Consider the following 14602-nt stretch of genomic DNA (forward strand, 5'->3'; position numbering starts at 1 on the left):
CCGTTCCCCGAATGGTCCCGGGAACGGAAGTGCTCACTGACCCTGTTCGTCGCGGCGGCGCTGCCACCGCTGTTCGATCCGGTTCATCACCGAACGGCGTTGCCTGGGTCGGGGGCGTTCGCCCGTCGCCCCGCTTTCCGCCGGTTGCTGTTCCCCGGGCTTGGGCGCTTTGCGCCACCCGGTGACCGCGAGCACGGCACACCCCAGCATGACGAGGAACCCCACCACGCTGATCCAGATCTGCTGGGCGACCATTCCGGCCATGAGGAGCGCGATACCCACCAGAAATCCAGCGACCGCCTGGTAGACCCGTCGCCGGGTGTACGTACGCAGCCCGCTGCCCTCGAGCGCTGTCGCGAACTTGGGATCTTCGGCGTACAGCGCTCGCTCCATCTGCTCGAGCATTCGCTGCTCGTGCTCCGAGAGCGGCACGGAGTCCTCCTAGTCGTCGGCCGCGGGGGGCGACCGGTATGCGGCCCTTCCAGGATAGGCAGGGATTCGCCCCCGTGAAACCCGCCCTGTAGCCATTAACCAGTCCGGACCGCCATGTCGGTTCGTCTGCTGAGGCGTAGATTCCCCGACGTCCGATCCGTCATGCCGAATGGTGTCACCCGATCATACGGGGCCTGGGCACTGATCGGGGTCCGGGAGCCGTACTCCGTCTGCGCCTGCGTTGCTGATCAGGCGCGCTTCTCTCCCAGGACGTGCAGCTGGGTCGCGACGGCGTGGAAGGAGGGCAGTTCGGCCACGGCGGCCTCCAGCTTGAGGAGGGCGTCGACCGCACCCGGTTCGGTGTCCACCAGGACGCCCGGTACCAGGTCGGCGAAGACCCGGACGCCGTGGACCGCTCCCACCTCCATGCCGGCGGCGGTGACCAGCCCGGTGAGCTGCTCGGCGCTGAAACGCCGGGGTACCGGGTCGCCGTCGCCCCAGCGGCCCGCCGGGTCGCTCAGCGCGTGCCTGGCCTCGGTGAAGTGCCCGGCGAGCGCCCGCGCCAGGACCGCGCCGCCGAGCCCGGCGGCCAGCAGGCTGAGGGCACCGGCCGGGCGCAGCGCGTCGACCGCGTTCCGTACGCCCTCGGCGGGGTCGTCCACGTACTCCAGGACCCCGTGGCACAGCACCGCGTCGTAACCGCCGCGCTCCACGACGTCGAACAGGCCGAGGACGTCGCCCTGGACCCCGCTGACCCGTTCGGCCACGCCGTCCTCGGCCGCGCGCCGCTCCAGCGCGAACAGCGCGTTGGGGCTGGGGTCGACCACGGTGACGCGGTGGCCGAGCCGGGCCACGGGCACCGCGAAGTTTCCGGTGCCGCCCCCGGTGTCCAGTACGTCCAGGGTGTCCCTGCCGGTCGCCTTGGCCCGGCGGTCGAGGGCGTCCTTCAGAACCTCCCAGACCACGGCGGTACGGAGGGAGGCGCGGGGGCGCGGCTGGTCCGACACGGCAGTTGACTCCTCGGCACGGTGCCGCCACTGACGGGCGGAGCGTGAACAGTGCAGGTGGTACGGGTCCGCCCACCCTATTGCCTCGCACCGCCGGCCCCGTCACCCCGCTTCGGAGCGCCCCTTCCTGGGCTGTGGCAGCACCGGCTGGAGGACCAGCAGCCGCTCGACCAGCCGGAGGAACAGGGCGGCGTCACGCAGCAGGTCATCGGCGTCCCGCCCGGTCGCCGCTCCCGGTATGCCGGCTTCCGCGCGGGCCCTGCGCTCGGCTCCGGAGGCGAACAGGGCGCTCCACTCGGTGAGTTCCGGGGCGATCTCGGGCAGGACCTCCCAGGCGCTGCGGATCCGCTCCCGCCGCCGCCTGCTGGTCTCGGGGCGGCCACGCGCCGCGAGCACGGCGGCGGCGGTGCGCAGAGCGGCCAGGTGGGCGGTGGCGTACCGCTCGTTCGGCACGTCGAGGACAGCGGCCTCGTCCAGGCCGCCGTGGGCCTTGGCGAGGAGGTCGAGGGCGGCGGGGGGCGCCGTGGCGCGGCGCAGCACGGGGTGGACGTCGCTTGCCGGGCCGGTCGGTGAGGGGCAGGGCTGCCAGGGCGGCGCCGCGGGGCGGCTGCTGCGGACGAGCTGGCCATGACGAACCTCCTGTCGTCGCGTGACGGCTTCGTGGCCATCTGTACCCATCGTGACGGTCGCCACTGACAATTCCCCTTACCTCCCCTCTGACCTGGCCCTTTGCTTCGCTCACGAGTTCGGGCTAGGTTTTTGCACTGACTGGTCAGTTCAAAAAGGGGAGGGTCTGTGGACAGCCCGCACGGGGCAGCCGTCAGTGCCGAGAACTTCGGAGTGCGAGGACCCCGCGGATGGGTCTTCCGGGGGGTCCGCTTCACCGCCGCGCCCGGATCACTCCTCGCCGTCGAGGGCCCTTCCGGCTCCGGACGCACGTCCCTGCTCCTCGCACTCACCGGCCGGATGCGCTCCACCGACGGCCACGCCGAGACCGGCGGCCTGCGTCTGCCGGGCAAGCTCGCCGCCGTCCGCCGGATCAGCGCACTCGGCCCGGTCCCGGGCGTCAGCGAGCTCGATCCCGCGTTCACCGTCGCCGAGCACCTGCGCGAGCGGGCCCTCCTCCAGCGCCGCTTCGACGGTTCGCTGCGCACGCTGCTGCGGCCCCGGGCGGAGCGGGCCGCCACGGCGCGAGCGCGCGTCACCGCCGCCCTGGACGCGGCCGGGCTCGACCTCGCCGCGCTCCCCAAGGCCGACCGGACCTCCGTACGCGATCTGGAGCGGCTGGAGGCGCTGCGCCTGTCCGTGGCCCTCGCCCTGATCGCCCGACCGCGGCTGCTCGCCGTGGACGACACCGACCTCAAGCTCTCCGACGCCGAGCGGGCCGACGCCTGGGCCCTGCTGCGCACCGTCGCCGACGACGGCACGACGGTGCTCGCCGTGTGCAGCGAGGCCCCCGAGGGCGCGCTCACCGTACGCGCCGACACCACGACCGAGGAGGGTACGGCCGATGCGATCGCCGAGACTGGCCGCGCTTGAGCTGAAGCGGTTCGGCAGGGGAAAGCTGCCGCGCGCCGCACTGGTGGCTCTCCTGCTGCTGCCCCTGCTGTACGGAGCCCTGTACCTGTGGTCGTTCTGGGACCCGTACGGGCGCCTCGACAGGCTCCCGGTCGCACTGGTCAACAACGACAGGGGCACGACCGTCTCGGGCGAGCGCCTCGCCGCCGGGGACGAGATCACCGGGAAGCTGCGCGACTCCAAGGTATTCGAGTGGCACGAGGTGAGCTCCGCCGAGGCTGGCCGGGGTCTGGAGGACGGCACGTACTACCTCTCGCTGACCATGCCGTCCGACTTCAGTGCGCGGATCGCCTCCAGCTCGGGCGACTCCCCCGAGACCGGCGCCCTTCAGGTGCGGACGAATGACGCGAACAACTACATCGTCGGGCAGATCTCCCGGACCGTGTTCTCCGAGGTGCGCACGGCGGCGTCGACGAACGCCTCGCGCGGCTTCCTGGACCGCATCTTCGTCTCGTTCTCCGGCATCCATGACGCCACGGAGAAGGCGGCCGAGGGCGCCGACGAGCTCAAGGGCGGAATCTCCACGGCCAAGAAGGGCTCGAAGGACCTGGCGAACGGGCTCAAGGACACCAAGGCGGGCACCGGCAGGCTGGCGGGCGGGATCACCACGCTCGACAAGGGCGCGGGCGACCTCGAAACCGGCTCCCGGCAGGTCGCGAACGGCACCCAGCTCCTCGCCGACCGGGTCAACGGCATCGCCGCCGACGTACGCCCGTTCCTCAAGGACAACGGCAGGGCGATCGGCGACACGGCCCGGCTGGTGGCCGATGCGTCCAAGTCCGTGCGGGACGACCTCGGCCTGCTGGTCGCGGCGGCCCCCACCGCGGCCGCCTCCGCCCACACCGCCGCCGACGACCTCACCGAGATCCACCGCACCCGGTGCGAGGACCAGCTCCCGCCCGACCCGGGCGTGTGCCCCCAGCTGAAACGGGCGATGACGGCGGCGGCCGACGTCGCGAAGGTCGCCGACGACGTGAACGTGCTGGTCACGAAGGAGAACGGGGACCTGAAGAAGCTCAGCGGCCGGCTGGTGACGCTCCAGCGGCAGGCCGACGCCCTCGCGAAGCGCTCACCGGACCTGGCCACCGATCTGGAGTACGCGGTCTCGAAGATCAACGCGCTGAACACGGGTGCCCACAAGGTCGCCCAGGGCGCCGACGCGCTCCACACCGGCCTGGGCACCGCGAAGACCGGCTCCTCCGCCCTGGACACGGGCGTCGGCAAGCTCACGGCGGGCGCCACCGACCTGGACAGCGGGCTCTTCCGCCTCGGCGACGGATCGGCGTCCCTGGCCCAAGGGCTGAACGACGGCGTCGGCAAGATTCCCGACTACTCCGAGAAGGACCGCGACGCGCGGACGGGCGTGATGGCCGATCCCGTGCGGCTGGCGTCGAAGTCCCTGTACACGGCCCCCAACTACGGCACCGGCTTCGCCCCCTACTTCATCCCGCTCTCGCTCTGGGTCGGCGCGATGGTGGCGTACATGCTGATCCAGCCGCTGAACCGGCGGGCACTCGCCGCCGGGGCCTCCGCCTGGCGGATCGCCCTCGCCGGCTGGCTGCCCGTCGTCGCGATCGGTGTCCTCCAGGTCGCCGCGCTCATGTCCGTACTGCACTGGGGACTCGGTCTCCAGATGGCGCACCCCGCCGCCACGATGGGCTTCCTCACTCTGGTGACCTGCTGTTTCGCCGCGATCGTGCAGTGGCTCAACGCCCGTTTCGGGGCCGCGGGGCGCATCCTGGTCCTCGCCTTCCTGATGCTCCAGCTGACCTCGGCGGGCGGTACGTACCCGGTGCAGACGAGCCCCGGCTTCTTCGGGGCGATCCACCCGTTCCTGCCCATGAGCTACATCGTCGACGCCCTGCGCCGCCTGATCACCGGGGGTGGCCCCGGTCCGGTGTGGGAGGGGTGCGCGGTCCTGGCCGCGTTCACCGCTGGCGCGCTGGCCCTGACCGCCGTCTCTGCGCGGCGCAGGCAGGTGTGGACCCTGGACCGGCTGCATCCGGAGCTCAGTCTGTGAGCGGGCCCGGACCTGTGAGAATCGACCGCATGGAAAGCAGTGGCACCACCCGCCGCCAGGCCACCCGGCAGAAGCTCTACGAGGCGGCGGTGACCCTCATCGCCGAGAAGGGGTTCTCCGCCACCACGGTGGACGAGATCGCCGAGCGCGCCGGGGTCGCCAAGGGCACGGTCTACTACAACTTCAAGAGCAAGACCGAACTCTTCGAGGAACTGCTGCGGCACGGCGTCGGACTGCTGACCGCCTCGCTGCGCACCGCGTCGGAGGAGACCGCGGCGCGCGGCTCCACCCGGGTGGAGGCGCTGGACGCCATGATCCGGGCGGGCCTGGCCTTCATCGACCGCTACCCGGCCTTCACCCAGCTGTACGTCGCCGAGCTCTGGCGCACCAACCGCGCCTGGCAGGCGACGCTCCTGGTGGTGCGCCAGCAGGCGGTCGCCGTCGTCGAGGACGTACTGCGGGAGGGCGTGGCCAACGGTGAGCTGAGCGAGGAGATCGACATTCCGCTGACCGCTGCCGCGCTGGTCGGCATGGTGCTGGTGGCGGCACTCGACTGGCAGGCGTTCCAGCCGGAGCGGTCGATCGACGAGGTGCACTCGGCGCTCTCCCTGCTGCTGCACGGACGGGTGAGCGGGCGCTGAGCCGGAAGCCCCGGTAGCGCCGCACGGTGCACGGTCCGGACACGCAGACGCCGGTCCGGTGGAGTTCGATCCCCCCGAACTCCACCGGACCGGCGTACCCCGTGCTGCCGGAGGACCCTTCCCCCGTGACCCCGGCGTTCCCTCCGCGGTCCCGGGCCCTCCGTCGTGCGCCCCCGTTGCGTCCGGGGTGCCGCGCCGTTCCGCCGCCCCGTGCCGGCGGTTCGGAGCCGCGCCCCTTCCGTGCCCCGTATTCTGCCGTCCTCGCAGGTGAGGACCTATCCGCTCCGCTACTCATCTGCCCTCCTGGGTACGGATACTCAGGGCTGTGCGCGCGGCCCCCACCCGGGTCCGACGCCACCTGGTCACGATCGCGCACGTCTCCGTCACGGGCGGGCACCGGCCTCCCGGCTGAGCTGTCGGTGGCACCCCTTAGGGTCACTGACATGGCACGAATTGCGGTGATCGGCGCCGGGACGGGCGCGATGGCGGCGGCGGCCCGGCTCGCCGTGGCAGGCCACCGGGTGACGGTGTACGAGCGGTCCGCGACGTACGGCGGCTCGGTCGGCCGGTTCACCCGGGACGGCTTCGCGTTCGACACCGGGCCGCCCCTGCTGCACCTGCCCGCCGTCTACCGCGATCTGTTCCTGAAGACCGGCAAGGAGTCCTTGGAGCAGTGCGTCACGCTGACCCAGGTGGACCCGGCGAGCCGCCACGTCTTCCCGGACGGCACCACGGTGTCCCTGCCGAACGCTTCCCGGGCCGGTGTGGTCGCCGCTCTGGACGAGGCGCTCGGGGCGGGCGCGGGCGGCCGGTGGGGCGCGTTCCTGGACCGGGCGGGGGACGCCTGGGACCGCTCGCGGCGCCCCCTGCTGGAGGAACCGCTGCGTGCCGACTGGCGGGTCCTCGGCCGCGACCCCTACCCCGCCGTCCGGCGGCGCAGGCTGCTGCGCCCGGCCAGGCAGGCGGGGACGGTCGCGGAGATCGGAGCCCTGGAGCTGGCGGACCCCCGCCTGGCCGCCCTGCTGGACGGGTACGCCCTGGCCTACGGGCTGGACCCGCTGACCGCTCCGGCCGGCGCCGCCCTCGTGCCGTACATGCAGGAGACCTTCGGCAGTTGGTACGTCAGCGGGGGCATGCGGGCGCTGGCCGACGCGCTGTACGAGCGGTGCCTGGCCCGGCGGGTGGCCTTCGTCTTCGGGGCCGAGGTCGTCGGGATCGCCGGGAGGGACGGCCGGGCCGCGGGCGTCGAGCTGGCGGACGGGGGCAGCGCCGAGGCGGATCACGTGGTGCTGGCCGCGCGGCCGCGCCCGGAGCTGGTTCCGGGTCAGGAGTTGTGGCGGGAGGGGGATCTGACGGCGCTGCCGCGTCCGGGGGGCGGCGTGGTGCCGGGCCGGTTCGTGGTCCTGCTGTCGTTGCGCGGCGCCCGGGAGCCGGGCGCGGCGCACCGGACGGTGGTGCACGGCGCGGGGGCGGCGGAGCGGGATGCCGTGTTCGGGGGCCGGATCGCCGAACGGCCGACCGTGACGGTGATACGGCCCGACGATCCCTCGACCCGCCCGGACGAGGCGCACGAGGCGGTGACCCTGATGGCGACGGTGGCCCCGCACGGCCCGGTCGACTGGACGGACGCGCGGCTGCGCGAGCGGTTCGCGGACACGGTGATCGGTGCGGCCCGCGCCGCCGTGCCGGACCTGCGCGAGCGGGTGATCCACGCGGAGGTGCGCACGCCGGCGGAGACCGAGGCGGAGACCGGTGCCGAGGGCGGCTCCGTGCCGCCGCCCGCGCTGGCCGGGGCCGGCGGCGCCTGGCTGCACCCCGGCAACCGCACGCGCCTGCCGGGTCTGTACCTGGCGGGCGGCTGGTCGCATCCCGGCGGCGGACTGGCGCACGCGGGGATGTCGGGGGCGCTGGTGGCGGGACTCATCGTGGAGGGGGACGGGTTCCGCGGCTCCCGGTGAGGGGCCGGGACCCGGGAGGGCTACGGCCGGGCCCTCCCGGGCGCGTCTCAGTAGCGGTACGGCTCGTTCTGGCCGGTGTCGTACCCGTTGCCGTACGGCGTGGGTTCCACGGGCTCCTGCTGGGGCAGCGGCGGGTGCTGCTCCGCGTCACGCTGCTGGGGGACCCAGACCCCGCCCGGCGGGGTCTCGCCGTACTGCTGCGGGTAGGGCTCGGTGTACTCCTGGCGGCCCCCGAAGCTGTCGTACCCGGTGCCGTGGCTGTCGTACGAGCCGTACGGCGCGGAGCCGCCGGTGGTGCCGGTCCCGATGTACGGGTCGGAGTACGCCGCGTAGCTCTGCCGGCCCGTGCCGTAGTCGTACTGCCCCGCGTAGGTGTCCTGGCCCTGCGTGGCGTAGCCGTCCTGCCCGGCGTAGGTGTCCTGGGCGGAGGGCTGCTGGGGGCCGGGGTAGGAGGCGAAGGCGTCGTACGGTGCATCGCCCTGCTCCGGCCGGTTACCCGGGGCGCCCGCGCCCGCGGCCGCGTAGGCGGTGTCGGTGTACACGCCGTACTGCCCGGTGTCGTCCGGCAGCGGTTCCGGCGCGTAGACCGGGGCGGGGCCTTCCGGCTCGGCCCGGTACTCCAGGCCGGAGACCTCCAGGCTGGGTTCCCTGTGCTCGGCGCGCCCGCCGCCGCCGCGACGGCGGCGGCTCTCGCCGGGGCTGCCGCCCATGGCCCAGCCGGTGGAGAAGCCCTTGCGGAAGGAGAGCGTCACATACGTCTGCCCGGTCGCGAAGGCGATCGCGCCGAGCGCGATCACCGGCACGGACGGAATCAGGACGCCTACGACCACACCCAGGAATCCGCCGAAGGCGAGGAGCCGCCAGCGCAGCCGTGCCTTGTACTGCAGCAGCACCTCACCGAGCAGCCACAGAGCCACGATGCCGAATGCGATGTAGAGGACCGTCCAGCCCACGTCCGCCCCCTCCTGCGGCCACCGCGCCCCGGTTGGTGGCGGGTACGGCCGGTCAGGACTGCTTGTGCAGTCCGAGATTCTCGTAGATTTCGAGCGTCGCCGTCGAGTTGTTGAGCGTGATGAAGTGCAGTCCGGGGACACCCTCGGAGAGCAACTTCGCGCAGAACTCCGTTGCGAACTCGATACCGATGGAGCGTACAGCGGTGGGGTCGTCCTTGGCGGCGAGGATGCGTTCTTTCAGCGACGAGGGGAAGGACGCGTTGCTGAGCTGCGCGAACCTTTCGAGCTGTCTGGCACTGGTGAGCGGCATCACCTCGGGAATGATGGGTGTTCCGCAACCGGCGGCGACCACGCGGTCACGCATCCGGAGATAATCCTCCGGATTGAAGAACATCTGAGTGATCGCATAGTCGGCACCGGCACGGCACTTGTCCACGAAATGACCGATGTCGGTCTCCCAGTCGGCCGAGCGCGGGTGCATTTCGGGAAAGGCGGCGACGCCGACACAGAAGTCACCGGATTCCTTGATGAGCCGGACGAGGTCGGCGGCGTACCGCACGCCCCGGGGGTGCTCGACCCACTCGCCCATCGGGTCGCCTGGCGGGTCTCCGCGCACGGCGAGGATGTTGCGGATTCCGGCGTCCGCGTACTGGCCGACCATGTTGCGCAGTTCCGCGACGGAGTGGTCGACGGCGGTGAGGTGCGCGACGGGGGTCAGCGTGGAGTCCTCGGCGATCCGCTGCGTCGCTCTGACCGTGCCCGAGCGGGTGGAGCCACCGGCCCCGTACGTCACGGAGACGAAGCTGGGGGCGACCGCCTCGACCCGGCGCAGCGCGTTCCAGAGGTTCCGCTCGCCTTTCTCGGTCTTGGGCGCCCAGAACTCGAACGAGTACGAGGGCTTGCCGCTCGCGAGCAGCTCACGGACGGTGCGCGCGTGATCCGTCCTGGTGGAAGGTGTGCCAAGGGCCATACCGGGAGGTTAACCAGGGCGGAGCGGTACCCCAACCAGAGCAGGCGATTTGCCCGTTTTGGAGGGGTTGTTGTCCACCCTTCGGACACCGGTCGCTCACCGCCGCCCGGCGGCGGCGGTCCGGGTAACCCCTGCTCAGGCGGTGCGGGCCCGGACGCGCTCGGCGAGGTGGGCGGCGGCGGCGGCCGGATCGTCGGCCTCGGTGATCGCCCGCACGACGACGACCCGGCGGGCGCCCGCGTCGAGCACCTCGTCCAGATTGCCCGCGTCGATACCGCCGATGGCGAACCACGGGCGGGGCTGGTCGAGCGAGGCGGCGTACCGCACGAGCCCCAGGCCGGGTGCGTAGCGGCCGGGCTTGGTGGGGGTGGGCCAGCAGGGGCCCGTGCAGAAGTAGTCCACGCCGGGTTCGGCGACGGCCGCGTCGACCTCGGAGCCGGCGTGGGTGGAGCGGCCGATGACCACGTCCTGCCCGATGACGGCCCGGGCGGCGGGCACCGGCAGATCGCCCTGCCCGAGGTGCAGCACGTGGGAACCGATGGCGTGGGCGACATCGGCGCGGTCGTTCACCGCGAGGAGCTTCCCGTGACGCTCGCAGGCATCGGCGAACACCGCGAGGTGTTCGAGCTCCTCCGCGGCCTCCATTCCCTTGTCACGCAGCTGGACGATGTCCACACCGGAGCCGAGAACGGCATCCAGGAACGCGGGGAGGTCGCCCTGCCGCTTGCGGGCGTCCGTGCACAGGTAGAGCCGGGCGTCGGACAGCTGCGTGCGAGGCGTGGACATGTGAGCTTCCCCCGTCGGTACGGCGCGGGGTGCGGGCCGGGCCGGGTGGCGCGGCCCGCACTCCGTGCGCGGTTGTCTCGGTCAGAAGGCGAGCGCCTGGGCGCGGCGCTTCACCTCCGTACCGCGATTCTCACTCAACGCCTCCGCGGGGTACCGGGCAGGGTCGAGTCCGGGGTGAAGAGCCATTCCAGCATCTCTTCGTCGTTGTAGCCGTCGTCCCTCAGGAGCGTCAGGGTCCCCGCGAGGCCCTTGACCACCTTGTCGCCGTCGATGAAGGCGGCAGGCACCTGGAGCGCCCGGTTCTCACCACGTCGTACGGCGATGAGCTGGCCTTCCCTGACCAGCTGCCGCACGCGCGTCACCTCGATATCGAGCATTTCCGCGATGTCGGGAAGGTGGAGCCAGGCAGGGACGAGAGCATCGATCTTTGCGTCAATCTCGGTCACAGGGACAAGCGTGCCATCCCGGACTGACAGTCGGTAGCCGGGCCGACCCCAAGGGGGTCACGAGCTGGTGTCGGAGTGGTCTCAGACCTTCGCCGCTCTGAGCGGTACGGAGGGGTCGGCGGCCCGCCGCGGGTCGAGGCGGGCGCCCGCCTCGATGAGTCTTCGCCCCTGTGCCAGGTCGCGCGGGCGGCCCACGGCCACCACCGCGACCAGCACTTCTCCGCGCAGCCAGCATACCGACCAGGCGGCGTCCGCCGGGTCGCCGCGCCAGAGCAGGGTGTCCGCGCCGGCGTGGTGGCCGGCGTACTGCACGAACCGGCCGAACTGCTCGGACCAGAAGTAGGGCACCGGGTCGTACGGCCGCGGCGGCGGCCCGTCACCGTCGGTGGCGACGATGGCGGCCGCGACGGTGCGCGGGCCCTGGAGCGCGTTGTCCCAGTGGTGGACGAGCAGGCGTTCGCCGTAGCGGGCGGAGGGGAAGGAGGCGCAGTCCCCGACCGCGTACACATCGGGCAGTGAGCTGCGCAGCAGGCTGTCCGCGGTGACCGAGCCATCAGGGCCGAGCGCGATGCCGGAGCGGGCCAGCCATCCGGTGGCGGGCCGGGCGCCGATGCCCACGACCACCGCTCCCGCCGGGAGCACCCGGCCGTCCGCCAGGACGACGGAGCCCGGTTCGACGCGGGCCACCCGGGCGTCGGTGAGGAGTTCGGCGCCGCTCTGCCCGTACCAGCGGGCCATGGGGCGGTGACCTCCGCGGGCAGGGCGCCGGCGAGAGGCCGCCCCGCCGCCTCGACGACGGTGACCGCGCAGCCGGCCACACGGGCCGCGGTGGCGAACTCGGCGCCGATCCAGCCGGCACCGACGACCACGATGTCGTGCCTGCGCTCCAGCACGGGCCGCAGCCGTGCGGCGTCGTCGAGGGTGCGCAGGAGGTGGACGCCCGGCACCCCCTCGGAACCGGGCAGCACGAGGGGCCGCGCGCCCGTGGCGACGACCAGGGTGTCGTACGGGACAGGGCCGCGCCCGGTGTCCAGTTCGTGTGCCGCGGGCCGCAGTCCCGTCACGTCGAGGCCGAGGCGCAGGGTGATGCCGAGTGCCTCGAAGTCGATGTCGAAGGCGGAGTTCTCGGCCTCGCCGAGCAGGACCGCCTTGGAGAGGGGCGGCCGGTCGTACGGCTGATGCGGTTCGGCGCCGATCAGCGTGACGGGTCCGGTGAAGCCCTGTTCGCGCAGGGCCACGGCGGTCTGCACTCCGGCCATGCCCGCTCCGGCGACCACCACATGCCGCCCCGCTGTTCCTGCTTGTCTCGGCTCACTCACCCGCCCACCTTAAGCACCTGACGGAGTGCCAGAAACGCGGGCGGGCCCGTCGACCGGAACGCCGGGGCCGGGCGCCTGCGCCGGACGGTCTTACCGGCCACGGGTGACGGGGTTTAGGGTGGCCCACGTAGAAGACTCGCGGGAGCCCGGACGACCGGGCTGAGAGGGAGGCCGGCCGGCCTCCGACCGTACGAACCTGATCCGGGTCATGCCGGCGAAGGGAGGGGCTGGAAGCCCATGCGTGCTCCACGGAACGGAAACGGGTGCGACGTCCTCGTCATCGGGGGCGGCATCATCGGACTGGTGACCGCCTGGCGGGCGGCGCAGCGCGGTCTGCGCACCGTGGTGGCCGACCCCGGGCCGGGCGGCGGGGCCGCCTCGGTGGCGGCCGGGATGCTCGCCGCCGTCACGGAACTCCACTACGGCGAGCAGACCCTGCTCGGCCTCAACGTCGCGTCCGCGGCCCGCTATCCCGCGTTCGCGGCGGAGCTGGAGGAGGCGAGCGGGCAGGAGATCGGCTTCCGCGCCTGCGGCACCCTGGCCGTGGCGCTGGACTCGGACGACCGGGCCCACCTGCGCGAACTGCACGCCTTGCAGAGGCGTTCGGGGCTGGAGTCCGAGTGGCTCACGGGGCGCGAGTGCCGCCGACTTGAGCCGATGCTCGCCCCGGGCGTGCGCGGCGGGCTGCGCGTCGACGGCGACCACCAGGTCGACCCCCGCCGGCTGGCCGCCGCGCTGCTGACCGCCTGCGAACGCGCCGGGGTGGTCTTCCACCGGGCCTGGGCCGAGCGGCTGACCGTCACGCACGGCCGCGCCACCGGAGCCGTGCTCGCGGGAGGGACCGGCCTCCGCGCCGACCAGGTCGTCCTCGCCGCGGGCAGTCTCAGCGGCCGGCTCGCCGGACTGCCCGAGGAGATCGTGCCGCCGGTCCGCCCGGTCAAGGGCCAGGTGCTGCGGCTGACCGTGCCGCCCGCGTACGCCCCCTTCCTCAGCCGCACGGTGCGCGCCGTGGTGCGCGGCAGCCATCTCTACCTGGTGCCCCGGGAGAACGGTGAGCTGGTCGTCGGCGCCACCAGTGAGGAGCTGGGCTGGGACACCACCGTCACGGCGGGCGGGGTCTACGAGCTGCTGCGCGACGCGCACGAACTGATGCCCGGCATCACCGAGCTGCCGCTCACCGAGACCCGGGCGGGCCTGCGTCCGGCCTCCCCCGACAACGCGCCGCTGCTGGGCCCGACCGCCCTGCCCGGCCTCCATCTCGCCACCGGCCACCACCGCAACGGGGTGCTGCTGACCCCGGTGACCGGCGAGGTGATGGCACACGTGCTGACCACCGGCGAACTGCCGGAGGTCGGCCGCGCCTTCACACCCGGCCGTTTCACCCCCCCGACCTCAGCCGCCCCCGTGCGTCAGGAGCAGCCCGCATGACCGAGCACCTGTCAGGCCCCGTCCTGATCTCCGTGAACGGGGAACGCCGGAGCGTTCCCCCCGGCACCCCGCTGGACACCCTGGTGGCCACGCTCACCGCCGCGCGCTCCGGAGTGGCCGCTGCCGTCAACGAGACCGTCGTCCCGCGCGGCCGGTGGTCCTCCACCGCGCTCGCCGACGGAGACCGCGTCGAGGTCCTCACCGCGGTCCAGGGAGGCTGACCCCGTGTCCGACGACCTCTTCACCCTGGGCGGTACGCCCTTCTCCTCCCGGCTGATCATGGGCACGGGCGGTGCTCCGAGCCTGGAGGTCCTGGAGCGCTCCCTGCTCGCCTCCGGCACCGAGCTGACGACGGTGGCGATGCGCAGGCTGGACCCGACCGTGCGGGGTTCGGTCCTCTCCGTGCTGGAACGGCTCTCCATCCGCGTCCTGCCGAACACCGCGGGGTGCTTCACCGCGGGCGAGGCCGTACTCACCGCCAGGCTCGCCAGGGAGGCGCTGGGCACCGACTGGGTCAAGCTGGAGGTGGTGGCGGACGAGCGGACGCTGCTGCCCGACCCGATCGAGCTGCTGGACGCCGCCGAGATCCTGGTGGACGACGGTTTCACCGTACTGCCGTACACCAACGACGATCCCGTGCTGGCCCGGAAGCTGGAGGACGTGGGGTGCGCGGCGGTCATGCCGCTCGGCTCCCCCATCGGCTCCGGGCTCGGCATCCGCAACCCGCACAACTTCCAGCTGATCGTCGAGCGGGCCGGGGTGCCGGTGATCCTGGACGCGGGCGCCGGGACCGCGTCGGACGCCGCGCTCGCGATGGAGCTCGGCTGCTCGGCGGTGATGCTGGCGTCCGCGGTGACCCGGGCGCAGGAGCCGGAGCTGATGGCGGGCGCGATGAGGCACGCGGTGGAGGGCGGGCGCCTCGCGTTCCGGGCGGGCCGCATTCCCCGCCGCCACTTCGCCGAGGCGTCGTCCCCTGGCGAGGGCCGTGCGGTGCTGGACCCGGAGCGCCCGGCGTTCTAGGGGTGTCCCTGTCACGGCTCGGCCGCGGTGGGGTCCCGGGACCG

12 protein-coding genes, 3 pseudogenes and 1 riboswitch are annotated in these 14602 nt (G+C 73.0%); of the genes and pseudogenes, 7 read left to right on the top strand and 8 right to left on the bottom strand.

Annotated features, from left to right (window positions below):
• Positions 1–33 precede the first annotated feature (33 nt).
• The 3 genes and pseudogenes from Sfulv_RS06610 to Sfulv_RS06620 all read right to left on the bottom strand — a co-directional run bounded on the left by Sfulv_RS06610 (position 34) and on the right by Sfulv_RS06620 (position 2068).
• The gene (locus tag Sfulv_RS06610) at positions 34–432 is read right to left on the bottom strand and encodes an SCO2097 family morphological protein (RefSeq protein ID WP_173312698.1); all 399 of its coding nucleotides are present in this window, start codon (positions 430–432) and stop codon (positions 34–36) included.
• A gap of 248 nt (positions 433–680) precedes the next feature.
• Positions 681–1439: a methyltransferase gene (locus Sfulv_RS06615; RefSeq protein WP_173312701.1), complete on the bottom strand. Its 759-nt coding sequence runs from the start codon at positions 1437–1439 to the stop codon at positions 681–683.
• A gap of 102 nt (positions 1440–1541) precedes the next feature.
• A pseudogene (locus Sfulv_RS06620) lies at positions 1542–2068 on the bottom strand (SAV_6107 family HEPN domain-containing protein).
• 166 nt (positions 2069–2234) lie between these two features.
• On the opposite strand from Sfulv_RS06620, the gene Sfulv_RS06625 reads away from it, so the two are divergent.
• The 4 genes from Sfulv_RS06625 (at position 2235) to Sfulv_RS06640 (ending at position 7636) form a co-directional block, all read left to right on the top strand.
• A complete protein-coding gene (locus tag Sfulv_RS06625) occupies positions 2235–2978 on the top strand; it encodes an ATP-binding cassette domain-containing protein (protein WP_173312704.1) in 744 nt (247 codons plus the stop codon).
• A complete protein-coding gene (locus tag Sfulv_RS06630) occupies positions 2950–5037 on the top strand; it encodes a YhgE/Pip family protein (protein ID WP_173312706.1) in 2088 nt (695 codons plus the stop codon). Before Sfulv_RS06625 ends, Sfulv_RS06630 begins: the two co-directional genes overlap by 29 nt.
• Positions 5038–5066: 29 nt before the next feature.
• Positions 5067–5678 carry a TetR/AcrR family transcriptional regulator gene (locus Sfulv_RS06635; protein WP_173312708.1) on the top strand — a complete coding sequence of 204 codons (612 nt, stop codon included), beginning with the start codon at positions 5067–5069 and terminating at the stop codon, positions 5676–5678.
• Between the two features lie 443 nt (positions 5679–6121).
• Complete coding sequence (locus Sfulv_RS06640) at positions 6122–7636, top strand: phytoene desaturase family protein (protein ID WP_173312710.1); 1515 nt, start codon at positions 6122–6124, stop codon at positions 7634–7636.
• Positions 7637–7683: 47 nt separating this feature from the next.
• Here Sfulv_RS06640 and Sfulv_RS06645 read toward each other — a convergent pair whose 3' ends face one another.
• The 5 genes and pseudogenes from Sfulv_RS06645 to Sfulv_RS06665 form a co-directional block, all read right to left on the bottom strand.
• Complete coding sequence (locus tag Sfulv_RS06645) at positions 7684–8589, bottom strand: hypothetical protein (RefSeq protein ID WP_173312712.1); 906 nt, start codon at positions 8587–8589, stop codon at positions 7684–7686.
• Between the two features lie 52 nt (positions 8590–8641).
• Positions 8642–9559 (bottom strand): methylenetetrahydrofolate reductase [NAD(P)H], encoded by a 918-nt coding sequence (gene metF / locus Sfulv_RS06650; RefSeq protein WP_173312714.1) that lies wholly within the window; start codon positions 9557–9559, stop codon positions 8642–8644.
• Positions 9560–9694: 135 nt separating this feature from the next.
• Positions 9695–10345, bottom strand: a complete 651-nt coding sequence (gene thiE, locus Sfulv_RS06655) for a thiamine phosphate synthase (RefSeq protein ID WP_173312716.1) — start codon at positions 10343–10345, stop codon at positions 9695–9697.
• A gap of 81 nt (positions 10346–10426) precedes the next feature.
• Positions 10427–10791: pseudogene (locus tag Sfulv_RS06660) on the bottom strand (Rv2175c family DNA-binding protein).
• 81 nt (positions 10792–10872) lie between these two features.
• Positions 10873–12050: pseudogene (locus tag Sfulv_RS06665) on the bottom strand (NAD(P)/FAD-dependent oxidoreductase).
• Between the two features lie 188 nt (positions 12051–12238).
• A riboswitch (TPP riboswitch) is annotated at positions 12239–12350 on the top strand.
• On the opposite strand from Sfulv_RS06665, the gene thiO reads away from it, so the two are divergent.
• From thiO to Sfulv_RS06680, 3 genes are all read left to right on the top strand, one after another.
• The gene (gene thiO, locus Sfulv_RS06670; RefSeq protein ID WP_173312718.1) at positions 12348–13538 is read left to right on the top strand and encodes a glycine oxidase ThiO; all 1191 of its coding nucleotides are present in this window, start codon (positions 12348–12350) and stop codon (positions 13536–13538) included. Its footprint overlaps the riboswitch before it by 3 nt.
• Positions 13535–13759 carry a sulfur carrier protein ThiS gene (gene thiS, locus Sfulv_RS06675; protein WP_173312720.1) on the top strand — a complete coding sequence of 75 codons (225 nt, stop codon included), beginning with the start codon at positions 13535–13537 and terminating at the stop codon, positions 13757–13759. The genes thiO and thiS overlap by 4 nt, the downstream gene beginning before the upstream one ends.
• Before the next feature lie 4 nt (positions 13760–13763).
• Positions 13764–14558 carry a thiazole synthase gene (locus tag Sfulv_RS06680; RefSeq protein WP_173312723.1) on the top strand — a complete coding sequence of 265 codons (795 nt, stop codon included), beginning with the start codon at positions 13764–13766 and terminating at the stop codon, positions 14556–14558.
• The last annotated feature ends 44 nt before the right edge of the window (positions 14559–14602 follow it).

It is taken from the genome of Streptomyces fulvorobeus (assembly GCF_013167895.1).
Classification (GTDB): Bacteria; Actinomycetota; Actinomycetes; order Streptomycetales; family Streptomycetaceae; genus Streptomyces; species Streptomyces fulvorobeus.

Excerpts from the sequence above, each read along its gene's own strand:
- Sfulv_RS06630 (WP_173312706.1), top strand. The coding sequence starts at position 2,950 with ATGCGATCGCCGAGACTGGCCGCGCTTGAGCTGAAGCGGTTCGGCAGG.
- Sfulv_RS06635 (WP_173312708.1), top strand. The coding sequence starts at position 5,067 with ATGGAAAGCAGTGGCACCACCCGCCGCCAGGCCACCCGGCAGAAGCTC.
- Sfulv_RS06640 (WP_173312710.1), top strand. The coding sequence starts at position 6,122 with ATGGCACGAATTGCGGTGATCGGCGCCGGGACGGGCGCGATGGCGGCG.
- metF (WP_173312714.1), bottom strand. The coding sequence starts at position 9,559 with ATGGCCCTTGGCACACCTTCCACCAGGACGGATCACGCGCGCACCGTC.
- thiE (WP_173312716.1), bottom strand. The coding sequence starts at position 10,345 with ATGTCCACGCCTCGCACGCAGCTGTCCGACGCCCGGCTCTACCTGTGC.
- thiO (WP_173312718.1), top strand. The coding sequence starts at position 12,348 with ATGCGTGCTCCACGGAACGGAAACGGGTGCGACGTCCTCGTCATCGGG.
- thiS (WP_173312720.1), top strand. The coding sequence starts at position 13,535 with ATGACCGAGCACCTGTCAGGCCCCGTCCTGATCTCCGTGAACGGGGAA.